Here is a 22,753-nt window from a genome sequence, read left to right on the forward strand (position 1 = left end):
GCCGGGCTGCGCGGCGGAGATGTTCCCGGCCGCGTACACGTCCCGCAGGTGATCCCCGTACTCCTCGTCCGTCCAGTACGTGTCGAGCGGGTTGGACTGCTCGACCGTGCCCCGCCTACGGCGTCAGCACTCGATGATGTTGACCGCCAGTCCGCCCCGGGCCGTCTCCTTGTACTTGACGCTCATGTCGGCGCCCGTCTCCTTCATGGTCTTGATGACCTTGTCGAGGGAGACCTTGTGGGAGCCGTCGCCGCGCATGGCCATCTTGGCCGCCGTGACGGCCTTGACCGCGGCCATGCCGTTGCGTTCGATGCAGGGGATCTGGACGAGGCCGCCGACCGGGTCGCAGGTCAGGCCGAGGTTGTGTTCCATGCCGATCTCGGCGGCGTTCTCGACCTGTTCGGGGCTGCCGCCGAGGACCTCGGCGAGGGCGCCGGCGGCCATCGAGCAGGCGGAGCCGACCTCGCCCTGGCAGCCGACCTCGGCGCCGGAGATGGAGGCGTTCTCCTTGAAGAGCATGCCGATCGCGCCCGCGGCGAGCAGGAAGCGGACCACGCCGTCCTCGTCGGCGCCCGGCACGAAGTTGATGTAGTAGTGCAGGACCGCCGGGATGATTCCGGCCGCGCCGTTCGTGGGGGCCGTCACCACACGGCCGCCCGCCGCGTTCTCCTCGTTCACCGCCATCGCGTAGAGCGTGATCCACTCCATCGCGTGGGCCAGCGGGTCGCCCTCGGCGCGCAGCTGGCGGGCGGAGACCGCGGCGCGGCGGCGGACCTTGAGGCCGCCGGGCAGGATGCCCTCGCGGGACATGCCGCGCGAGACGCACGCCTGCATCACGTGCCAGATCGCGAGGAGGCCCTCGCGGATCTCCTCCTCGGTGCGCCAGGCGCGCTCGTTCTCCAGCATCAGGGCGGAGATCGAGAGACCGGTCTCCTTCGTCAGCCGCAGCAGCTCGTCGCCCGAGCGGAAGGGGTACTTCAGGATCGTGTCGTCCAGCTTGATGCGGTCCTCGCCGACCGCGTCCTCGTCGACGACGAAGCCGCCGCCGACCGAGTAGTACGTCTTCTCCAGGAGCAGGGCGCCCTCGGCGTCGTACGCGAAGATCGTCATGCCGTTCGCGTGGTACGGGAGCGCCTTGCGGCGGTGCAGGACCAGGTCGTCGTCGAAGGAGAAGTCGATCTCGTGCTCGCCGAGCACCCTCAGGCGTCCTGACGACTTGATCTCCTCGACCCGGCCGTCGGCCCCTTCCACGTCCACCGTCCGCGGCGAGGCGCCCTCCAGGCCGAGCAGCACCGCCTTCGGGGTGCCGTGGCCGTGGCCGGTTGCGCCCAGGGAGCCGTACAGCTCGGCGCGTACCGAGGCCACCGGGGCCAGCAGCTCCTCGTTGCGCAGCCGCCGGGCGAACATACGTGCCGCACGCATCGGGCCCACCGTGTGGGAGCTGGACGGGCCTATACCGATCGAGAACAGGTCGAAGACCGAGATGGCCACGGGGACTCCTTGGGGGTTTCGGCGGACGCCGTTGTCTGCCGGGTGGTGCGGAGGGCGATGCATGTGGCGGGGCACCGCGCTCACCTCACCAGTGTGCGCGGTGCCCGGACGTTCGTGCGAAGTAATGATGCTCGCACGAAACGGTCGTACCTCAAAAAGCGTACGGAACTACTTCAGGCCGGGGTACAGCGGGTGCTTGTCGGCCAGAGCGGACACCCGGGCCTTGAGGGACTCCGCGTCGTAGGACGGCTTCAGCGTCTCGGCGATGACGTCCGCGACCTCGGTGAAGTCCTCGGCCGTGAAGCCGCGGGTGGCGAGGGCGGGCGTGCCGATGCGCAGGCCGGAGGTGACCATCGGCGGGCGCGGGTCGTTCGGGACGGCGTTGCGGTTGACCGTGATGCCGACCTCGTGGAGGCGGTCCTCGGCCTGCTGCCCGTCCAGCTCGGAGTTGCGCAGGTCGACCAGGACCAGGTGCACGTCGGTGCCACCGGACAGGACGTCCACGCCCACGGTCTTCACGTCGTCCTGGACCAGGCGCTCGGCCAGGATCCGCGCGCCGTCCAGCGTGCGCTGCTGGCGCTCCTTGAAGTCGTCCGAGGCGGCGACCTTGAAGGAGACGGCCTTGGCGGCGATCACGTGCTCCAGCGGACCACCCTGGAAGCCGGGGAAGACCGAGGAGTTCAGCTTCTTGGCGAACTCCTTCTTCGCCAGGATGATGCCGCCGCGCGGGCCGCCCAGCGTCTTGTGGGTGGTGGAGGTGACCACGTCCGCGTACTCCACCGGGTTCGGGTGGAGACCGGCCGCGACCAGGCCCGCGAAGTGCGCCATGTCGACCCACAGGAACGCGCCGACCTCGTCGGCGATCCTGCGGAACTCCGCGAAGTCGAGCTGCCGCGGGTACGCCGACCAGCCGGCGATGATCACCTTGGGCCGGTGCTCCTTGGCGAGCCGCTCGACCTCGGCCATGTCGACCAGGCCGGCCCCGTCCACGTGGTACGCGACCACGTTGAACTGCTTGCCGGAGAAGTTCAGCCGCATCCCGTGGGTCAGGTGGCCGCCGTGGGCCAGGTCCAGACCGAGGATGGTGTCGCCGGGCTGCGCCATCGCGAACAGCGCGGCCTGGTTGGCGGAGGCGCCCGAGTGCGGCTGCACGTTGGCGTACTCGGCGCCGAACAGGTCCTTGACCCGGTCGATCGCGATCTGCTCGGCGACGTCGACGTGCTCGCAGCCGCCGTAGTAGCGGCGGCCGGGGTAGCCCTCGGCGTACTTGTTGGTGAGGACCGAGCCCTGGGCCTCCATGACCGCGACCGGAGCGAAGTTCTCCGAGGCGATCATCTCCAGGGTGGACTGCTGGCGGTGCAGTTCGGCGTCGACGGCGGCGGCGACGTCCGGGTCCAGTTCATGAAGGGGCGTGTTCAGAAGCGACATGCGGTAACTCCTCAGCCGGCGGTGAAGGCGGTGTACTCGTCGGCGGACATCAGGTCTTCCGGCTCGTCCGCGATGCGTACCTTGAACAGCCAGCCGCCCTCGAAGGGCGCGGAGTTCACCAGCGACGGGTCGTCGACCACGTCCTGGTTGGCGTCGACGACCTCGCCGTTGACCGGGGAGTACAGGTCGCTGACCGACTTGGTCGACTCCAGCTCACCGCAGGACTCGCCCGCGGTCACCGTGGAGCCGACCTCCGGAAGCTGGGCATAGACGACATCGCCGAGCGCGTTGGCCGCGAACTCGGTGATGCCGACCGTCGAGACGCCGTCCTCGGCGACCGACAGCCACTCGTGCTCCTTGCTGAAGCGCAGCTGCTGGGGGTTGCTCATGGCCTGAATTCTCCTGTACGCGGGGGAGTGCTGATGAAGGGGGGAGGGTTGGTGAGCTGGGCGGACGCGCCCAGTGTCACTTCTGACGCTTGTAGAACGGCAGAGCCACGACCTCGTACGGCTCGTGGCTGCCTCGGATGTCCACACCGACGCCGGCCGTGCCGGGCGCGCTGTGCGCGGCGTCGACGTACGCCATCGCGATCGGCTTGCCCAGCGTCGGGGAGGGCGCGCCGGAGGTGACCTCGCCGATCACCGTGCCGCCGGCGACGACCTGGTACCCGGCGCGCGGGACGCGGCGGCCCTCGGCGATCAGGCCGACGAGCACCCGGGGAGGGTTCTCGGCAGCGCGCTCGGAGGCGGCCTCCAGGGCCGTACGCCCCACGAAGTCGCCGTCCTTCTCGAACTTCACGACCCGCCCGAGCCCCGCGTCGAAGGGGGTGAGCGAGGTGCTCAGCTCGTGCCCGTACAGCGGCATGCCCGCCTCGAGGCGCAGCGTGTCGCGGCAGGACAGACCGCAGGGGGCGAGCCCGACGGGGGCGCCCGCGTCGGTCAGCGCCTGCCACAGCTTCTCGGCGTCGGCGGGCGCGACGAACAGCTCGAAGCCGTCCTCGCCGGTGTAGCCGGTGCGCGCGATGAGGGCCGGGACGCCCGCGACGGTGCCGGGCAGGCCCGCGTAGTACTTCAGGCCGTCGAGGTCGGCGTCGGTGAGCGACTTCAGGATGCCGGGGGACTCGGGGCCCTGCACGGCGATCAGCGCGTACGCGTCACGGTCGTCGCGGACGAGGGCGTCGAAGCCCTCGGCTCGCTCGGTCAGCGCGTCCAGCACCACCTGGGCGTTGGAGGCGTTGGCGACGACCATGTACTCGTGCTCCTGGAGCCGGTACACGATCAGGTCGTCGAGGATGCCGCCGTCAGCCCGGCAGATCATGGTGTAGCGGGCGCGGCCCACCCCGACGGAGGCGATGTTGCCGACCAGCGCGTAGTTCAGGAGCGCGGCCGCCTCTGGGCCGGTGACGGTGATCTCGCCCATGTGCGAGAGGTCGAACAGACCGGCCTTCGTACGGACGGCGAGGTGCTCGTCGCGCTCGGAGCCGTAGCGCAGGGGCATGTCCCAGCCTGCGAAGTCGGTCATCGTCGCGCCGAGCGAACGATGCAAGGCATCGAGCGCGGTATGACGGGGTGCGTTGCTGCTCATCGGTGGGGCTCCCAAGGCATGACGGCGAGGTCGTTCCTCCCCATCTGTCATCGGAACCTGAGAGGTTCATCACGACCCCGCGAAACGGTGGTCCTGACTTGCACCTTGGGTGGAGCCACTGGTCAGCGGCCCGCTTTTCAGATGTGCCTCGCCCGCGCGGTAACGGTGCCTGAGAGATTCAAGGGAGGGACTTGCTCCTTCGGCGTCCCAGCAGGACGTACGCAGTACGTCACTGGGAACTCTCCCGCGCGGATTCAAGCGGCCGGTATGCAGTTGGCGGGCACATCATTGCACGCGCCGTCGGATCACGGCAGTCCGCATCTGTAACCGGCCTGTGGCAGTCCGATCACCGAAACAAGAAGCGCCGCGCATTACCTTCTCTTTACACTCGACGGGGATGGGACTCCAGACCCAAGGGGAGGACGATCACGGTGAACAGGACCACGGCGTACGCGACGACCTCGGGCATCGCGCTGCCCAAGCAGCCCGGTGCCCCGGCCCAGGAGGCCTGCGGGCCGCTTCCGACGGCCGTCGTCCGCGACCTCAGGGATCGCGCGGGACACAGCCCGCACGGACTGCGCTTCGGGGCGTCCGACCTCGTCGTGGTCACCGGGCTGCCCGGCAGCGGCAAGTCGACCCTGATGCGCCGGGCCGTCACGGGCGCACGGATCGACTCCCAGGACACCCGCGACCGCTGGGACGGCCGGATGGCGGCCTGGCTGCCGTACGCGGTCTACCGCCCCCTGGTCCGCCTCGCGCACTACGCGGGACTGCGCCGCGCCCTGCGCTCCGGCACCGGAGTCGTCGTACACGACTGCGGTACGCAGGCCTGGGTGCGCCGCTGGCTCGCCCGCGAGGCCCGGCGCCGGGGCGGCGCACTGCATCTGCTGCTGCTCGACGTCACCCCGGGCACGGCGCTGGACGGTCAGCGCGAGCGCGGCCGCGGCGTCTCGCGGTACGCGTTCGCACGCCACCGCGGCGCGGCCGTCCGGTTGCTGCGCTCCGTGGAGAAGGGTGACCTGCCCGACGGCTGCGGCTCGGCGGTCCTCATCGACCGGGAGGCGGCGGACGTGCTGCGCCGGATCGACTTCGGCGGCTGAGCGGGCGTACGAAGCCCACTAACCTTGCCAGCCGGAGCACAGGTTCACAGGTTCACAGCAGGCGGTAGACAACAGATGGACTTCCCCGAATTCCCCGACTTCCCGGCGCCGGAGCACCCGCACCCCCATCCGCACGGCGGATGGCCCGGCAACGAACTGGAGGAGGTGCTGTCGGCCTCCCTCGGCGTGCCCTCGGCAGGGGCCCGCATCGTCGAGGTCCTCGGCCGCAGCTTCGTCTGGGTGCCCCTGCCCAGCGGCGGCGGTCCCCAGAGCGGCCCGCTCGACCTGCCCACGCTGGAGATCGAGGGCCAGGCGTTCGTCCCTGTCTTCAGCTCCGAGGAGCAGTTCCGCCAGGTGACCGGCGGGCACATGTCGTACACGATCGCGCCCGCCGTGGAGTTCGCCCGCGGGCTGCCCCCGCAGGTCGGCATCGCGGTCAATCCGGACGGCGTCGTCGGCGTACCGCTGCCGCCGCTCGCCGTCGCCGAGCTGTGCCGGGGCGGGCGGACCCCGCTGGACGGGCCCGCGAGCGGCGGCCGGGTGCGGCTGTTCGAGCCCGACTGGCAGGAGGACCCGGTGGACTTCCTGTCCGCGGCCTCCGCCGAGTTCGCCGAGACCGGCGTCGTCCTGACCGCCCGCCGCTGCCTGGCCGCCATCGAGACCGCCGACCCGGTCATGTTCATCGGCGTCGAGTTGTCCCAGTGGGAGGGCGACCTCAGGACACTTCCCATGGAGGCGCTCGGCCGCGCGCTCGGCCGCGTCGCCGTGAAGTGGCCGGTGAACCTCGTCCTCCTGGACGTGGCCCAGGACCCGGTGGGCGAGTGGCTGAGGACGAACGTACGGCCCTTCTACCAACACGGCCACTAAGCGCCCCGACCAGGGGCGCGAGGAACGGCGCGAGCAACCACGACAGCCCGCAGCCGCCCAAGACACAACAAGCCCCGAGCTCTTAGGCATCTCCTGTCGGCGGAGCAACCTAAGCTGGTTTCATATCCGGGGCCAGGACTTTCGTGAAGGGGCGGTAAAAAGTGAGCGCTGGCACGGCGGCGGCCGGACAGGTCGAGCACATGCTGCGCCAAGTGACGCCCGGGCGTTACGACGCCTACGAGGCGCTCCTTCGCGCGCTCGCGACCCCGTCGTCCGGCCAGGTCTGGATGCTGCTCTGGCACGGCCAGGCCGGCTCCCCGGACGCGCAGTACGGGAACATGGAGGTCGACGGCTTCGGGTACGCGCCCTGTGTCACCTCCGCCCAGGAGCTCTCGGCCAGCGGCTGGAACCGTTCGTACGAGGTCGTCGACGGCCTCGACGTCGCCCGCACCCTCTACCCCGACCACTTCGGCCTCTGGCTCAACCCGCACGCCGCTGGCGGCGGCGTCGGCATCCCCTGGCTGGATCTGCGCCGCATCGCCACGGGCCTGGAGCGCCAGCCCGCGGGCCCGCTCCGGCTCTCCGAACCCGGCATCGAGATCCCGCAGTTCTACGCGCTGATCACGCAGAACGCGCACCGCACCCCCGCCGTGCGCTCGCTGCGCCGCGCCTGGGTGCAGCCCGCGCTCGGGGCGCCGTACCTGGCCATCGGCCTGGACGTGTACGACACTTCGCCGCCTGCCGTCGACTCGGTGCGCGCGATGATGCAGCAGTCCATCGGCGCGGTCCCGGACGGCCTGCCCGTCTCGACCGTCGCGATGTCCGACGAGTACGACCCGGTGGCGATCTGGCTGCGCGCCAACGCCCGGCCGTTCTACGACCGCGAAGCGCACGCGGCCCCGGCACAGGCACCGATGGCGGGCGGCTACGGTTACCCGCAGCCCCGCTCGTACTGATCCGGCGCGGCCCGGTCGACCGTCTGACCTGCGGGCGAGAAGACGTAAGGGCTTGTTGTCCCGTTTGAGGGCGACAAGGACGGAAAGGGTGCCTCATGGCCCCTTCCGACCCAACTGCCCCCCGTCCGTCTCGCGTTACCCACTGTTCGGATAACGGAATCCCCCTACAAGCATCACGGTTGCGCATACTTTCTCCATCAGGCCTGGCACGTGATCGTGGCGGCACTGAAGACTCGCCCATCAGACATGGGGTCATCGATCCTGTGAGCGAGTGCAAGTCGAACGATCAAGCCGGGTCACCAGGCCGCACCATCTGCGGCCACCTCCCGGCATGCAAGTGAACCAAGCCGCAGACAGCGGCAGGCGTAGGCCGGTCACCACCGGCGAGAGGGGTCGGGTCACTGTGACCGCACCGATCGAGACCACCGGGGCGGCATCGGAAGTACAGCCAGAGGCCGTGCTTGCCGGAGTCGACAAGGGGCAGATCGAGGGCCGTTCCCTGGGACAGATCGCCTGGACGCGCTTCAAGCGCGACAAGGTGGCGGTCGCCGGCGGTGTCATCGTCGTGCTGCTCGTCCTGCTGGCCGTGCTCGCCCGGCCCGTCCAGGCGATGTTCGGCCTTGACCCGAACGCCTTCCACCAGGATCTGATCGACCCCAACACCTCGCTGCCCAAGGGCAGCTTCGGCGGCATGAGCTGGGACCACCCGCTCGGTGTGGACCCGAAGTTCGGGCGTGACATCGCCACCCGCGTCCTCGAGGGCTCCTGGGTGTCCCTGGTGGTCGCCTTCGGGGCCACGATCCTGTCCAACGTGATCGGCGCGATCCTGGGCATCGTCGCGGGCTACTACGGCGGACGGGTCGACTCGATCATCAGCCGGCTGATGGACACCTTCCTCGCCTTCCCCCTCCTGCTCTTCGCGATCGCCATCTCCGCCACCCTGCAGGGCGGCGCGTTCGGCCTCGAAGGGCTTCCGCTCCACCTGAGCGTGCTGATCTTCGTCATCGGCTTCTTCAACTGGCCCTACCTGGGCCGGATCGTCCGAGGCCAGACCCTCGCCCTGCGCGAGCGGGAATTCGTGGACGCCTCCCGGGGCATGGGCGCCAAGGGCCCGTACATCATCTTCCGGGAACTGCTGCCCAACCTGGTCGGCCCGATCATCGTCTACTCGACGCTGCTCATCCCGACCAACATCCTCTTCGAGGCATCCCTCAGCTTCCTCGGGGTCGGTATCCAGCCCCCGCAGGCGTCGTGGGGCGGCATGCTCAGGGATGCGGTCACCTATTACGAGGTGGACCCCCAGTACATGATCGTGCCTGGTCTCGCCATCTTCGTGACCGTGCTGGCGTTCAATCTGCTCGGCGACGGTCTCCGCGACGCTCTCGACCCGCGCAGCCGCTGAGGCCGGCCGCATTCCGAGAGCCCATCAAGTTTCCGACAATGGAGGGGAACCCGCCCATCATGCGAAGGTCAGCGCTGGCCGCAGTTGCGGCCATCGGCTCCGCGAGCCTGCTTCTTGCAGGCTGCAGCAAGGCCGATGACAACACGAACAAGAATGACAACACCAAATCAGCTGGGGCCAACGCAGCGACCAAGGATGTCGTCAACGCCTCCACGAAGAAGGGCGGGACGGTCACCTACGAACTGTCCGACGTCCCGGACTCGTTCGACCCCGGCAACACGTACTACGCGTACATGTACAACCTCAGCCGGCTGTACGCCCGTCCGCTGATGACGTTCCAGCCGGGCGCCGGCGAGAAGGGCAACACCCTTGTCCCGGACCTCGCCGCGAGCAAGGGCGTCCCGAGCGACGGCGGCAAGACCTGGACGTACAAGCTGCGTTCGGGCCTGAAGTACCAGGACGGTTCGGCGATCACGTCGAAGGACGTCAAGTACGCGGTCGAGCGCTCCAACTTCGCGCGTGACGTGCTCTCCCTCGGCCCGAACTACTTCCAGCAGTTCATGGCGGGCGGCGACAAGTACAAGGGCCCCTACAAGGACAAGAGCGCCAAGGGCCTGTCGTCGATCGAGACCCCCGACGACACCACGGTCGTGTTCCACCTGAAGACGGCCTTCCAGGAGTTCGACTACCTGGTCGCGGCGCCGCAGACGGCTCCGGTGCCCCAGGCGAAGGACACGGGCGTCGACTACGTCAAGAACATCGTGTCCTCGGGCTCGTACAAGTTCCAGAGCTACTCCGAGGGCAAGCAGGCCGTCCTCGTGCGCAACGAGAACTGGGACGCGTCGACCGACCCGCTGCGCAAGCAGTACCCGAACAAGATCGTCGTCAACCTGAAGGTCAACCCCGACACGATCGACAAGGACGTCCAGGCGGGCGACGCGATCGACCTCGGTGGTACGGGTGTCCAGGCCGCGACGCAGGCTGAGGTGCTCACCTCCGCCGCGAAGAAGGCCAACACGGACAACACCTACGGTGGCCGTCTCGTCTACATGGCGATCAACACCAAGGTCGCGCCGTTCAACAAGGTCGAGTGCCGCAAGGCCGTGCAGTTCGCGATCGACAAGGTCTCGGTGCAGACCGCCGAGGGCGGCCCGATCCGTGGTGACGTCGCCTCCACCGTTCTCCCGCCGGACATCCCCGGTTACGCGAAGTCGGACGTCTACGCGTCCGCCGGCAACAAGGGTGACGCGGCCAAGGCCAAGGAGCAGCTGAAGGCCTGCGGCAAGTCGTCGATCAGCACGAACATCTCCGCGCGCAGCGACCGTCCGCAGGAGATCGCCGCCGCGACCGCGATCATCAACTCGCTGAAGAGCGCGGGCATCAACGCCAGCCTGAAGCAGTACCCGTCGGGCAAGTACTTCACCGACTACGCGGGCGTCCCGAAGTTCACCGAGAAGAACAACATCGGTCTGATCATGATGCAGTGGGGTGCCGACTGGCCGTCCGGCTACGGCTTCCTGCAGCAGATCCTGAACGGCAGCGCGATCGGCGACTCGGGTAACACCAACCTGTCGCAGTACGACAACAAGGATGTCAACGCCCTCCTGGAGAAGGCGATCGGCACCGAGGACACCGCCGCGCGCAACAGCCTGTACACCCAGATCGACAAGCAGACCATGGACGACGCCGTCCTCGTCCCGCTGACCTACTTCAAGGTGCTGCTGGCCCGTCCGACGACCTACACCAACCTGGTGTCGACGGCGGCCTTCAGCGGTCAGTACGACTACCTCAACATCGGCACCACGAAGAAGTAGCAGCCCCGGAAGGCAGGTGAAGGCATTGGTGCCCGCGGGCTTCGCGGCCCGCGGGCACCAGCGCCGATCCCCGTGATCTCGTACATCCTCCGTCGGACGGTAGCGGCAGTGATCCTGCTGCTGGTCGTCTCCGCGGTCACCTTCGCCATCTTCTTCCTGCTCCCACGGATGGCCGGCCAGACCGCCGACCAGTTGGCGCAGCAGTACATCGGTAAGAGCCCGACGAAGGCCGACATCCTCGCGGTCAAGCACAACCTCGGTCTGGACCAGCCCGTTTACGTCCAGTACTGGCACTTCATCAAGGGGATCGTGGTCGGCGCCACCTACGACCTCGGCCCGACCACGGTGCACTGTGACGCGCCGTGCTTCGGGTACTCCTTCAAGACCCACCAGGCGGTCTGGCCGGAGCTCACCGACCGTCTTCCGGTGACCGCTTCGCTGGCCGCCGGTGCCGCCGTACTGTGGCTGGTCTCGGGTGTGGCGGTCGGTGTCGTCTCCGCGCTGAAGCCGCGTTCGTTCTTCGACCGCACCTTCATGGGCGTCGCGCTCGCCGGTGTCTCGCTGCCCATGTTCTTCACGGGCAACCTGGCGATCCTGCTCTTCACCTACCAGTGGCCGATCTTCGGGCGCACCTACGTTCCGTTCACCGAGAACCCCGCGCAATGGGCCAACACGCTCTTCCCGGCGTGGTGTTCTCTCGCACTTCTGTACTCCGCCATCTACGCGCGGCTCACCCGCTCGGGCATGCTGGAGACGATGAACGAGGACTTCATCCGCACGGCCCGCGCCAAGGGCCTGCGCGAGCGCAACGTGGTGGTCCGGCACGGACTGCGCGCTGCCCTCACCCCGATCATCACCGTCTTCGGCATGGACCTCGGTCTGCTGCTCGGCGGTGCCGTGATCACCGAGACCGTGTTCTCACTGCACGGCGTCGGCGAGTACGCGGTGGCCGGCATCACCGACAACGACCTGCCCAAGATTCTCGGCGTGACCCTGCTGGCCGCCTTCTTCGTCGTGATCGCAAATCTTTTGGTGGACGTGCTGTACGCCGCCGCCGACCCGCGGGTGAGGCTCTCGTGACCGAACTGTCCAAGACTGGCGCCGCGGTCGGCGAGCCCGTTTCCTCGCCCTCGGACGCCCCGAGCGCCTTCCTCGAAGTGCGCGACCTCAAGGTGCACTTCCCGACCGACGACGGCCTGGTCAAGTCCGTCGACGGGCTCAGCTTCTCGCTGGAGAAGGGCAAGACCCTCTCCATCGTGGGTGAGTCGGGCTCCGGCAAGTCCGTCACCTCGCTGGCGATCATGGGCCTGCACCGGCTCGGCGCGCGCGGCAAGAACGTCCAGATGTCCGGCGAGATCTGGCTGGACGGCAAGGAACTGGTGGGCGCCGACCCGGACGAGGTGCGCAAGCTCCGCGGCCGCGAGATGGCGATGATCTTCCAGGACCCGCTCTCGGCGATGCACCCGTACTACACGATCGGCAACCAGATCGTGGAGGCGTACCGCGTCCACCACAAGGTCGACAAGAAGACCGCGCGCAAGCGGGCCATCGAGATGCTCGACCGGGTCGGCATCCCCGAACCGGCCAAGCGCGCCGACAGCTACCCGCACGAGTTCTCCGGCGGTATGCGCCAGCGCGCGATGATCGCCATGGCGCTCGTCAACAACCCCGAGCTGCTCATCGCGGACGAGCCGACGACCGCCCTCGACGTCACCGTCCAGGCGCAGATCCTCGACCTCATCCGGGATCTGCAGAAGGAGTTCGGCTCCGCCGTCGTCCTCATCACCCACGACCTGGGTGTGGTCGCCGAGATCGCCGACGAGGTCCTGGTGATGTACGGCGGCCGGTGCGTGGAGCGCGGCACCGTCGACGCGATCTTCGAGCAGCCGCAGCACCCGTACACCTGGGGTCTGCTCGGTTCGATGCCGCGTATCGACCGGGAGACCTCCGACCGGCTCATCCCGGTCAAGGGCCAGCCGCCGAGCCTCATCAACGTCCCCTCGGGCTGCGCCTTCCACCCGCGCTGCCCGTACGCGGACCTGCCCAAGGGCGATGTCACCCGTACCGTGCGCCCCGAACTGCAGCTGGTCGGCAGCGGGCACTACACTGCCTGCCACCTCTCGCAGGAGGACCGTACGCGGATCTGGACCGAAGAGATTGCGCCGAAGCTGTGAGTGAGACGAAGAAGACGGACGCCGCCGACGCGGTGATCCCGCAGCAGGCAGCGGCACCCGAGGACCGCGCGGACTCCGCGAAGGGCTCGGACGAGCGCGAGGTCCTGCTCAGGGTCCAGGGGCTGAAGAAGCACTTCCCCATCCGGAAGGGCATCCTTCAGCGCCAGGTCGCCGCCGTGAAGGCGGTCGACGGCATCGACTTCGAGGTCCGCAAGGGCGAGACGCTCGGCGTCGTCGGCGAGTCCGGCTGCGGCAAGTCGACCATGGGCCGGGTCATCACCCGGCTCCAGGACCCGACCGGCGGCACCATCGAGTTCGAGGGCAAGGACATCACCTCGCTCAGCGCGGGAGGGATGCGCCCGCTCCGCCGGGACATCCAGATGATCTTCCAGGACCCGTACGGTTCGCTGAACCCGCGGCACACCATCGGCTCGATCGTCTCGGCGCCGTTCCGGCTCCAGGGCGTGGAGCCCGAGGGCGGGGTGAAGAAGGAGGTCCAGCGGCTCCTGGAGCTGGTGGGCCTGAGCCCCGAGCACTACAACCGCTACCCGCACGAGTTCTCCGGCGGCCAGCGCCAGCGCATCGGCATCGCCCGCGCGCTCGCCCTGAAGCCGAAGCTGGTCGTGGCGGACGAGCCGGTCTCGGCCCTCGACGTCTCGATCCAGGCGCAGGTCGTGAACCTGATGGACGACCTCCAGTCCGAGCTGGGCCTGACGTACGTGATCATCGCGCACGACCTCTCCGTCGTACGCCATGTCTCGGACCGCATCGCGGTGATGTACCTCGGCAAGATCGTCGAACTCGCCGACCGCAACTCGCTGTACGAGGCGCCGATGCACCCGTACACCAAGGCCCTGATGTCGGCCGTGCCGGTGCCGGACCCCAAGCGCCGGGGCGCCAAGAGCGAGCGCATCCTGCTCCGCGGCGACGTGCCCTCGCCGATCTCGCCGCCGAGCGGCTGCCGCTTCCACACGCGCTGCTGGAAGGCCACGCAGATCTGCAAGACCACCGAGCCCCCGCTCATCGAGCTGAAGCCCGGTCAGCAGGTCGCCTGCCACCACCCCGAGAACTTCGAGGACCAGGCTCCGCAGGACACCGTGCTGCTGTCGGCGGCGAAGGAGGCGGTGGCGCTGGTGGCCGCCGTGGACGCCACCGAGGTGTCGGGGGAGGCTCCGGCCGAGGTCTCGCAGACGCCCGCCGAAGAGGAAGCCTCCACCGAGCCGGAAGCCGAGACGGCGGCCGAAGCAGAGGCGGAAGCCGAGCCCGAGACGGCGGCGGACGCCGAAGCGGAGCCCGAGGCGGATGCCGATCGTCAGGAGTCAACCGGCAAGTAGGCCATGACGACTTGGCAAAGTCATGAACATGCCCGAGCGGGAGAGTGCAGAGTCCTGCGTGTCCGTCTGATCGGAATTGTCTGATCGGAACTGATCGGAACACGCTCGAAAGGGACGCTCATGGCACTCTCCCGTTCGGCACGTTTAGGGGCCCTCGCGACCGCGGCGGCCTCTTTCCTCGTCATCGCCGCCTCCTCCGCCCCCACCCCGGGCGCCGACGGCGTCGCAGACCCGTACTTCCCGCAGCTCGGCAACGGCGGCTTCGACGCCCGCCACTACGACCTCGACGTGGCGTACAACCCGGACACCGACCGCCTCGACGGCCGTACGACGATCACGGCCCGCGCCACCCAGAACCTCTCCGCCTTCGACCTGGACCTCCAGAAGCTGGATGTCACGAAGGTCGAAGTGAACGGCAGACGCGCCGAGTTCACACGGGACGGCGACGAGATCCACATCACCCCGCGCGGCACGCTGTCGAAGGGCCGGACCTTCACGGTGACCGTCACCTACGGCGGTGTTCCCGAACCCCTCGGCGGCCCCATCATCTTCGGCTCCGACTACGGCTGGATGAAGACCCCCGACGGCGTCTTCGTCGCCTGCGAGCCCAACGCCGCCTCCACCTGGTTCCCGTCCAGCGACCACCCGTCCGACAAGGCCACGTACGACATCCGGATCAAGGCGCCGAAGGGCCTGACCGGCGTCTCCAACGGCCGCCTGATATCGACGTACGACAAGGACGGCCAGACCGTCGCGCACTGGCGCGAGAACAAGCCCATGGCGACCTATCTCGCGACCGCGACCATCGGCACGTTCGACGTGAAGACCGGGACGACGCCCGCCGGGACGCCCATCTATGTCGCCATCGACCCGGTGCTCGCGAACAGCAACAGCGTCGACGTGTACGCCGTCACGGCCGAGGCCACCGACTACTGGTCGCAGGTCTTCGGCCCGTACCCCTTCGAGGAGACCGGCGCGATCGTCGACGACATGCCGCAGGCCGGTTTCTCGCTGGAGGTCCAGTCGAAGCCCGCGTACTCCGCCGTGCGCTCGGAGTCGACCATCGTGCACGAACTGGCCCACCAGTGGTTCGGCGACTCCGTCTCCGTGGACCGCTGGAAGGACATCTGGCTCAACGAGGGCTTCGCGACCTACGCCCAGTGGCTCTGGTCCGAGCACAAGGGCATCCGCTCGGCGCACGACTCCTTCGTCGCCGGCTACAACGCGCGGCCCGCGGACGCCGCCTTCTGGCAGATCACCGTCGCCGACCCGCAGCGCGACACGATGTTCGCCTCGGCTGTCTACCAGCGCGGCGCGATGACGCTCCAGATGCTGCGCGAACGCATCGGCGACACCGCCTTCTTCAAGCTGCTGCCCGCCTGGACGAAGCTGCACAAGTACGGCAACGCCAACACGGCCGAGTTCATCGAACTCGCCGAGAAGATCTCCGGCCAGCAGCTCGACGACCTGTTCCAGACCTGGATCTACACGACCGGCAAGCCGACGCTGTAGCCCGCCCGGCAGTCCCGAAAGCCCACCGTGTAGGTCGTACCGCCTGCCGTAGGCCTTGCTTTGTAAGGCTCACGCCCGTCGGCGGGTGAGAATGTACGGGTGCTTCAGGAACTGTTCAGCCCCTCCGTCCAGCATGTGCTCGACCTCGTGGGGATCTTCGTCTTCGCGATCTCCGGCGCGCTGCTGGCCGTCCGCAAGAACTTCGACGTCTTCGGCATCGCCGTACTCGCCGAGGTCACGGCGCTGGGCGGAGGGCTGTTCCGGGACCTGATGATCGGCGCCGTGCCCCCGGCCGCCTTCACCGACCTCGGCTACTTCACCACCCCGCTGCTCGCCGCCCTGCTGGTCTTCTTCCTCCACCCCCACGTGGAGCGGATCCAGGCGGGCGTCAACGTCTTCGACGCGGCCGGGCTCGGCCTCTTCTCTGTCGCGGGCACCATGAAGGCGTACGAGTACGGGCTCGGCCTGCCCCAGTCGGCCGCCCTCGGTCTCGTCACGGCGGTCGGCGGAGGTGTGCTGCGCGACGTCCTCGCCAATGAGGTGCCCTCGCTGCTGCGCTGGGACCGTGATCTGTACGCGGTGCCCGCGATGGTGGGCGCCGCGATGGTCGTGCTGTGCATCCGCTACGACGCGCTGTCCCCGTTCACCAGCGGGCTCGCGGTCGTCACCGCTTTCGTCCTGAGGCTGCTCGCGATGCGGTACCACTGGCGAGCGCCGCGTGCGTGGAACCGCCGTTCGACGGTCACTGAGGAAGAGACCCCGTAGACCCCGTAGAACCCGCAGACCCCCTGGAACCCGCAGACCCCGTAGTGCGGGTGAATCCCGTAGTGCTCGTGGATTCCGTAGTGCTGGTGGATTCCGTGGATCCGGTGGAGCCCGCGGCTCCCTTGGTGGCGCTGCCGCCGATCTGCCGGGTCAGCCAGCGGAACACCTCCGGGATCTGCGGCCGCCACAGCCCCATGTCATGGCCGCCCGCGCTGCGCGGCAGCAGCAGCACGTCCACGGTCGTCGGCGGCCTGGCGATCTGCTGGAGCGCCGCGCCCGCCTGGTAGCCGTCGCCGGACTCGCCGGAGAGGTAGAGCGCGACGCGGGGCGGGGTGCGGTAGCCGCGCAGCAGCAGATAGGGGTTGTTCTGCCGGCGCAAGTCCGGGCTCCGCGCGGCGAGCGACTTCCGTTCGCCGATCGGGTCGTTGTAGCCGGACAGGCTCACCGCCGCCCGGTAGCGGTCGGGGTGCGCGACGGCGAGCTTCGTCGCGCAGTGCGCCCCCGCCGAGTAGCCGGCGGTCGCCCAGCCGTCCGGAGCGGCCTCGGCGCGGAAGTTGTCCGTCACCATCCTGGGCACGTCGACGCTGAGCCAGCTGTCGGCGTTCACCGTGCCCGGGACGTTCGCGCAGCCCGTGTCCACACGGGCCAGCAGCGTGGTGCGCGGCGCGACCAGGATGAACGGCGCGACCTCGCCGTCGCGCATCATCGGCAGCAGCTGTTCGTGCACCTTCAGCGAACCGAACCACGCCTTCGCCGAGCCGGGATAGCCCGGCAGCAGCTCCACGACGGGGAACTTCCGGTGGCGGTAGGCGGCTTCGTGGTACTGCGGCGGCAGCCAGACATAGACCTCCGCGTTCACCCCCGACACCCGGCCCTTGAGCTGGGTGACGCGCACCCCGCCCGCCTGGTGCATACCGGGACCGTCTGCCTGGGTGAACGTCTGCCGGACCTTCGGCAGCTGTTTGAGCGCGATCCCGCCGGTGCCGTCCTTGCCGAGGTCGGCGGCCCGCTGGACATGGTCGCCCGTGCCGAGGAGGTCCGCCCAGTTGTCGTACAGGCTGTTGGCGTTGTTGACGAGGACGAAGACGAGGGTGATCGCGGTGCCCTGGGCGAACAGCAGCATCAGCAGCCGGGCGGCACTGCGCACGGGCGCGGGCCCGCGGACTCGGGACCAGAGGGCCAGGGGCAGGACGAGGGCGAGGGCGAACACCGCGATCGCGGTGAAGAGGAACGGCGTCCCGGTGAGGCTCATGTCAGTTCAGAGGCGAGACGAGGGCGATTGGTCACGGGTCATAACGGACACTTACCAGGAAATTGCCGAGTCCTCACCTGGGCTACTGGGAGATGTCATCTGGCCGAAACAGTCAAAGCTACCGCTTAGTAATCTCCTGTTGTACCGTTCACGTATGCCAGAAGCAGCTTCGGTACAGGCCGTACGGGCCACGATCGGCGACAGCGAGTTCGACCGGGACACCGCGGTCACCCTGCGCGAACCCGGTGTCTATGACATCGACCTCTCAGCCGGGTGGACGATCATCAACGCCGTCAACGGCGGCTATCTGCTGGCCGTCCTGGGCCGCGCCCTCGCGGACGCCCTGCCGCACAGCGATCCGTTCACGATCTCCGCGCACTACCTGACCGCGTCCCAGCCGGGCCCGGCGGTCGTCCGCACGGACGTCGTCCGCACCGGCCGGACCCTGTCGACCGGCCAGGCCTCCCTCTTCCAGTACGACGCCGAGGGCCGCGAGGTCGAGCGGATCCGCGTCCTCGCCTCGTACGGCGATCTCGACACCCTGCCCGACGACGTCCGTACGACGGCGAAACCGCCGGCGATCCCGCCGATGGACCAGTGCTTCGGCCCGCAGGACGCTCCCGCTCCCGTTCCTGGCAGCTCAGCGATCGCCGACCGGCTGTTCCTCAAGCTCGACCCGGCGACGCTGGGCTGGGCGCTCGGCGCGCCGTCCGGGAAGGGCGAGATGCGGTCCTGGTTCGGACTCGCCGACGGCCGCGACGCCGACCCCCTCTCGCTGCTCCTCGCGGTCGACGCGCTGCCGCCGACCGCCTTCGAGATCGGCCTGTCCGGCTGGGTGCCGACCGTCGAACTGACGGTGCATGTGCGCTCCCGTCCGGCGCCCGGCCCGCTGCGGGTGTCGATCACCACCCGCAACCTCGCCGGCGGCTTCCTGGAGGAGGACGCCGAGGTGTGGGACAGCGAGGACCGGCTGGTCGCGCAGTCCCGGCAGCTCGCGCGCGCCCGCCTCGGCTGAGCGGCCGCCGGCCGAGGTAGGCCGCCAGCTGTCCGTAGGTGTCGGCTCCTTCGGGGGCCGGTACCACCGAGCCGAACGGCAGGTCCGCGTCGTCCTCGCGCTCCTCTTCGGGCAGTACGCGCTGGGCGATGGCGAGCGCGAATCCGGCGAGTTCCGGGTCGAGTTCGAGCGGCCGGCCGAGCGCCTCGGACAGGTCCCAGGTGTGGGTGACGTGCTCCATCACGCTGTATCCGATATGCGGCTACCGCCGCGTGGCGGCGAGAGCGTTGCGGCCGGGCGCCTCGCCCTACGGCACCTCACCGGTGCGTCCAGCCGGGTGTCGTCGTGCGCGGGTCAGGCTCGGCTGAGCGGCCGCCGGCCGAGGTAGGCCGCCAGCTGTCCGTAGGCGTCGGCTCCTTCGGGGGCCGGTACCACCGAGCCGAACGGCAGGTCCGCGTCGTCCTCGCGCTCCCCTTCGGGCAGTACGCGCTGGGCGATGGCGAGCGCGAATCCGGCGAGTTCCGGGTCGAGTTCGAGCGGCCGGCCGAGCGCCTCGGACAGGTCCCAGGTGTGGGTGACGTGCTCCATCACATACCCGGCGAGAGCGTTGCGGCCGGGCGCCTCGCCCCACGGCACCATCACCAGGGCGTCCAGCCGGGCGTCGTCCGCCCAGGCCTTCAGCACCCGGGTCCGGACGCCGTCGTACGCGGCCGGCCAGCCGTCGTCCCCGACGCCCTCCGCGAAGGGGTGCACGGCGAGTCCGTCGCCGCCCTCACCGGTCACGGCGATCCGCAGGGTGCCGCCGACCATGTGCGACAGCAGGGTCCGTACGTCGAACTCGGCGCAGGGAGTCGGGCCGGCGAGCTGCTCCGGCCGTACGGTCTCGACCAGCGCGGCGATCTGCTCGGTGGCGCGGGCGTACAGGGGGCGGGGGTCCATGGCGTTCATGGCTGACCTCTTCCGTGTGTCGGTGTGCCCCTAGATTCGCCGCATAACCTGACAGTTTCCGTCAACATTTGCGCGGGACTTCCGGCGGGCGCGATCCTGGGGTCGTGAAGTCCGACCGCCTGCTCTCGATCCTGCTGCTCCTGCAAACCCGTGGCCGCGTCCCCGCCCACGAACTCGCCGACCGCCTGGAGGTGTCGGTGCGCACCATCTACCGCGACGTCGAGGCCCTGTCCGCCTCCGGCGTCCCGGTCTACGCCGAGCGCGGGCGGCACGGCGGCATCGAGCTGCTCGCCGGATTCCGTACGGACGTCACGGGGCTGACGGCCGACGAGTCCCGCGCGCTGTTCATCCTGGCCGCACAGGGCGCGCACGCCGCGCTCGGCCTGGACGCGGCCCTCGGCTCGGCCCTGCGCAAGGTGATGGCCGCGCTGCCCGCGCCGCACCGGCCGGCCGCCGAGGTCACCAGCCGCCGCGTCCTGGTCGACGCGACGCGCTGGAAGGGCGGGCCACAACGTGCCGTCGACCTGGACGTGTTGCAGGACGCCGTCTTCACCGACCGCCGACTGCGTCTGCGCTACCGGCACAGCGGGGACGCCGAGCCGCGCACGTACACCGTCGACCCGTACGGGCTCGTCTCCAAGGCCGGTGTCTGGTACCTGGTCGCCGACCGGCGCGGCAAGCCACAGCTCTTCCGCGCCGACCGGGTGCGCACGGCCACCCTGCTGCCGGACCCGGTGCGGCGGCGTCCGGGCGTCGAACTCGGCGACGCCTGGGAGGTGTTGCGGCGCCAGGTGGAGGAGCGCCCGGGCGGCCTCGATGTCACAGTTCGGGTACAGCGCTCCCGCCTCGACATGTTCCTGCGCCTCAACGCCGCCGCCCTCTCGGAGTTGCCCGAGGACGACGGCACGAGCGAGTGGGTCGTCGCCCGGCTGTCGCTCGGCTCCATCCGCGAGGCCCGCACCCTGCTGGCCTTCGGGGACACGGTGGAGGTCCTCGCGCCGGCGGAGGTACGGGAGGAGCTGGCGGGGACGGCCGCCGCCATCAGCGCTTTGTACGGGGGCGGTTGAGGCCGGGCGGGGGCCGTTGATCCACAGCTAGCCACAGCTTCGGCACAGCGTGGCCCTACGTGGATCTGGTCCTCTGGCCCCCCGCTCATCCGGTCTTCATAAACCGGCTCCGTGACTTGACTGGGAGTTACCCTCATGAACCGTCGTGCACGACTTGTCCCCGTCGTCGCCCTGCTGGCGCTGTCGCCCCTGCTGGCGGCCTGCGGCTCGGACGACTCGTCGTCGTCCTCGAACAGCGGCAACTCCAGCCAGAACTGTCAGCAGCCGTCCGGAATGCCGAGCGGGGGCCCGTCCGGGCGCCCCAGCGGTGCGCCGTCCGGGATGCCGTCGCAGTCCGGCACCCCGTCGAACATGCCCACCGGGAAGGCCCCTTCCGGCAACCCCTCGGGCATGCCGAGCGGCGGTCCCGGCGGTGGCATGGGCGGCGGCCAGGGCGGCTGTGGCGGCGGCCCCGGCGGCGGCCAGCAGAGCGGTCAGCCGCAGCAGCAGGGCTGATCCAGGACGTCGTACGCGGACGTTGGTCGTGCGCGGACGATGGTCGTACGCGGGTGGGCGGCGCGCTCGGTGAACGGGCGCGCCGCCCACGTGTGTCATCCCGGCGGGTTGAGTCATCCCAGCCAGTTGAGCCATCCCAGCCAGGTGAGTCATCCCAGCCAGTTGTGGCGGCCGATGCTGATCAGCCGCATCTGGCGGCTCGCCACGCAGGCCACCCGCTCCCGCTCCTGATCGGACCCCTCCAGCGCTTCCAGGAACGCCGAGGCCGCCATCAGCATGTGGTCGACGTACAGACCCGCGAGCATCAGCAGATCGTCGTCGCTCCACCCCGCCGACTCGGGGTGTTGGGCCAGCGCGACCTTCACCTCCTCGGCGAACCGTGCCAGTTGCTCCCTGATCGCCGCCCGCACCGGCTGGACACCGCCGTGCCGCTCGCGCGCGATGAAGCGGACGTGCGCCGGGTACGTCGCGACATGGCGGGCGATCAGGTCGACGGCGCGCGCGATGCGTTCGTCGCTGTCCCCGGCCGCGGACACCGTGTCCTCGATCATCGGGTGCAGGCTGCCGAGCGCCTCCTCGACGAGCGCCACGCCGAGATCCGCCGTCGAGCGGAAGTGCCGGTAGAAGGCGGTCGGGGCGACACCGACGGCGCGGGTGACCTCGCGCAGACCCAGGCTGCTCAGGCTCTGCTCCTCCAGGAGTCCCAACGCCGCGTCCAGGAGCGCCTGTCGGGTCTTCTGCTTCTGGGCCTGTCGGATGCCGAGAGTGTGACTCATGCCATGCAGTTAACAACTGTTCTCTGTAATTGGAAAGCCGGGGGACGCGCTAGACTCAAGAGTCAGTGAACAACTGTTACTACAACCGTTCACTGAGTCGTCAAGTCCCCGAAACAATCGGGCCTCACTGTCGAGGTCATGGATCCCGGGGACGGGACTTCGAGACTTCTTCGAGAGGCATCTCATGCTGTTCCTCGTCGCCGCCCTCCTGCTGCTGGGTGTCGTCATGGGCTCCGTGGCCCACGCGCCGCTGCCCGTCACCCTCGTCGCCGCCGCCGTCATCGGCATCTGGCTCGCCGTCTTCGCGGTCCGCGAGCGCAACGCCCGCCGGCGCCACACCTCCGCCAACTGACCGCTCGTGCCCCACGTCCACCAACCGACCGTTGGGAGCTGACCCACCTCATGGAACTCACCGCCACCACCCCCGCCCCCGCCGCCCCCGCCGCCCCCGCCACCCCCGCTCGCCGGGCCGCCGTGCGGGACGCCGACGGCATGGCCGTCGCCGCCTTCATCCTCGGCCTCGTCGGCCTGCTCGTCCTCAACGTCTTCCTGGGCCCCATCGCCATCGCCCTGGCCTCCGTCGCCCTCTGGCGCGGCACCGCCCGCCGCGGCCGTGCCTTCCTGGGCCTCGGCCTGGGCATCGCCGACCTGCTGGTGCTGGTCGCTTTCATGCAGTTCGACTCGACGATGTCCTGGAACTTCTAGGACTTTCGGCAGCGTGATGTCCTGGAACGTACGGGGCTGAGGACCGGAACCAAGGCCGCGGAGCGGGGGCCCGTAGAATCGGGCCCACC

Annotated in this window: 22 protein-coding genes and 1 riboswitch; of the genes, 15 read left to right on the forward strand and 7 right to left on the reverse strand. The window is 69.4% G+C overall.

The features are described from left to right. Positions 1-123: 123 nt before the first annotated feature. From OG975_RS33235 to gcvT, 4 genes are all read right to left on the reverse strand, one after another. Entirely contained in the window at positions 124-1,491 is a 1,368-nt protein-coding gene (locus OG975_RS33235; RefSeq protein ID WP_406332982.1) for an L-serine ammonia-lyase, read from the reverse strand. 168 nt (positions 1,492-1,659) lie between these two features. Continuing rightward, entirely contained in the window at positions 1,660-2,919 is a 1,260-nt protein-coding gene (gene glyA / locus OG975_RS33240; RefSeq protein WP_406332983.1) for a serine hydroxymethyltransferase, read from the reverse strand. A gap of 11 nt (positions 2,920-2,930) precedes the next feature. Then, a complete protein-coding gene (gene gcvH / locus OG975_RS33245; RefSeq protein WP_406332984.1) occupies positions 2,931-3,308 on the reverse strand; it encodes a glycine cleavage system protein GcvH in 378 nt (125 codons plus the stop codon). 76 nt (positions 3,309-3,384) lie between these two features. Next, the gene (gcvT, locus tag OG975_RS33250; RefSeq protein ID WP_406332985.1) at positions 3,385-4,503 is read right to left on the reverse strand and encodes a glycine cleavage system aminomethyltransferase GcvT; all 1,119 of its coding nucleotides are present in this window, start codon (positions 4,501-4,503) and stop codon (positions 3,385-3,387) included. A gap of 147 nt (positions 4,504-4,650) precedes the next feature. Beyond that, positions 4,651-4,760: riboswitch (glycine riboswitch) on the reverse strand. A gap of 168 nt (positions 4,761-4,928) precedes the next feature. On the opposite strand from gcvT, the gene OG975_RS33255 reads away from it, so the two are divergent. The 10 genes from OG975_RS33255 to OG975_RS33300 all read left to right on the forward strand — a co-directional run bounded on the left by OG975_RS33255 (position 4,929) and on the right by OG975_RS33300 (position 16,427). Further along, positions 4,929-5,603 carry an AAA family ATPase gene (locus tag OG975_RS33255; RefSeq protein WP_406336588.1) on the forward strand — a complete coding sequence of 225 codons (675 nt, stop codon included), beginning with the start codon at positions 4,929-4,931 and terminating at the stop codon, positions 5,601-5,603. Positions 5,604-5,678: 75 nt separating this feature from the next. Further along, positions 5,679-6,470, forward strand: a complete 792-nt coding sequence (locus OG975_RS33260; protein ID WP_406332986.1) for an enhanced serine sensitivity protein SseB — start codon at positions 5,679-5,681, stop codon at positions 6,468-6,470. Between the two features lie 200 nt (positions 6,471-6,670). Further along, positions 6,671-7,426, forward strand: a complete 756-nt coding sequence (locus OG975_RS33265) for an enhanced serine sensitivity protein SseB C-terminal domain-containing protein (protein WP_406336590.1) — start codon at positions 6,671-6,673, stop codon at positions 7,424-7,426. A 403-nt stretch (positions 7,427-7,829) separates the two neighbouring features. Continuing rightward, entirely contained in the window at positions 7,830-8,828 is a 999-nt protein-coding gene (locus OG975_RS33270; protein WP_406332987.1) for an ABC transporter permease, read from the forward strand. A gap of 38 nt (positions 8,829-8,866) precedes the next feature. Then, positions 8,867-10,642, forward strand: a complete 1,776-nt coding sequence (locus OG975_RS33275) for an ABC transporter substrate-binding protein (protein WP_406332988.1) — start codon at positions 8,867-8,869, stop codon at positions 10,640-10,642. A gap of 72 nt (positions 10,643-10,714) precedes the next feature. Next, positions 10,715-11,722 carry an ABC transporter permease gene (locus OG975_RS33280; protein WP_406332989.1) on the forward strand — a complete coding sequence of 336 codons (1,008 nt, stop codon included), beginning with the start codon at positions 10,715-10,717 and terminating at the stop codon, positions 11,720-11,722. Continuing rightward, entirely contained in the window at positions 11,719-12,816 is a 1,098-nt protein-coding gene (locus OG975_RS33285; protein WP_406332990.1) for an ABC transporter ATP-binding protein, read from the forward strand. Before OG975_RS33280 ends, OG975_RS33285 begins: the two co-directional genes overlap by 4 nt. Beyond that, entirely contained in the window at positions 12,813-14,150 is a 1,338-nt protein-coding gene (locus tag OG975_RS33290) for an ABC transporter ATP-binding protein (protein ID WP_406332991.1), read from the forward strand. The genes OG975_RS33285 and OG975_RS33290 overlap by 4 nt, the downstream gene beginning before the upstream one ends. A gap of 120 nt (positions 14,151-14,270) precedes the next feature. Further along, a complete protein-coding gene (locus tag OG975_RS33295) occupies positions 14,271-15,662 on the forward strand; it encodes a M1 family metallopeptidase (RefSeq protein ID WP_406332992.1) in 1,392 nt (463 codons plus the stop codon). Between the two features lie 99 nt (positions 15,663-15,761). After that, positions 15,762-16,427, forward strand: coding sequence for a trimeric intracellular cation channel family protein (locus OG975_RS33300; protein WP_406332993.1), 666 nt, complete (start codon positions 15,762-15,764; stop codon positions 16,425-16,427). Here the strand turns inward: OG975_RS33300 and OG975_RS33305 are convergent. Continuing rightward, entirely contained in the window at positions 16,405-17,679 is a 1,275-nt protein-coding gene (locus OG975_RS33305) for an alpha/beta hydrolase (protein ID WP_406332994.1), read from the reverse strand. The two genes, OG975_RS33300 and OG975_RS33305, sit on opposite strands and share 23 nt — an antisense overlap. 154 nt (positions 17,680-17,833) lie before the next feature. Between OG975_RS33305 and OG975_RS33310 the strand changes: the two genes are divergently transcribed. Continuing rightward, complete coding sequence (locus OG975_RS33310) at positions 17,834-18,694, forward strand: thioesterase family protein (protein ID WP_406332995.1); 861 nt, start codon at positions 17,834-17,836, stop codon at positions 18,692-18,694. Positions 18,695-19,027: 333 nt separating this feature from the next. Here the strand turns inward: OG975_RS33310 and OG975_RS33315 are convergent, their stop codons facing one another. Continuing rightward, positions 19,028-19,621, reverse strand: a complete 594-nt coding sequence (locus OG975_RS33315) for a TIGR03086 family metal-binding protein (RefSeq protein ID WP_406332996.1) — start codon at positions 19,619-19,621, stop codon at positions 19,028-19,030. A gap of 104 nt (positions 19,622-19,725) precedes the next feature. Between OG975_RS33315 and OG975_RS33320 the strand changes: the two genes are divergently transcribed. Together OG975_RS33320 and OG975_RS33325 are read left to right on the forward strand one after the other, a co-directional pair. Continuing rightward, a complete protein-coding gene (locus tag OG975_RS33320; protein WP_406332997.1) occupies positions 19,726-20,688 on the forward strand; it encodes a helix-turn-helix transcriptional regulator in 963 nt (320 codons plus the stop codon). Positions 20,689-20,823: 135 nt separating this feature from the next. Continuing rightward, positions 20,824-21,183, forward strand: a complete 360-nt coding sequence (locus OG975_RS33325) for a hypothetical protein (RefSeq protein WP_327431895.1) — start codon at positions 20,824-20,826, stop codon at positions 21,181-21,183. Between the two features lie 149 nt (positions 21,184-21,332). Here OG975_RS33325 and OG975_RS33330 read toward each other — a convergent pair whose 3' ends face one another. Further along, positions 21,333-21,959, reverse strand: coding sequence for a TetR family transcriptional regulator (locus OG975_RS33330; RefSeq protein WP_406332998.1), 627 nt, complete (start codon positions 21,957-21,959; stop codon positions 21,333-21,335). Between the two features lie 184 nt (positions 21,960-22,143). On the opposite strand from OG975_RS33330, the gene OG975_RS33335 reads away from it, so the two are divergent. Together OG975_RS33335 and OG975_RS33340 are read left to right on the forward strand one after the other, a co-directional pair. Beyond that, positions 22,144-22,311, forward strand: a complete 168-nt coding sequence (locus OG975_RS33335) for a hypothetical protein (protein WP_330307456.1) — start codon at positions 22,144-22,146, stop codon at positions 22,309-22,311. A 50-nt stretch (positions 22,312-22,361) separates the two neighbouring features. After that, positions 22,362-22,664, forward strand: coding sequence for a DUF4190 domain-containing protein (locus OG975_RS33340; protein ID WP_406332999.1), 303 nt, complete (start codon positions 22,362-22,364; stop codon positions 22,662-22,664). Positions 22,665-22,753: the final 89 nt, after the last annotated feature.

The organism is Streptomyces sp. NBC_00203 (assembly GCF_045206325.1).
Lineage (GTDB): Bacteria > Actinomycetota > Actinomycetes > Streptomycetales > Streptomycetaceae > Streptomyces > Streptomyces lutosisoli.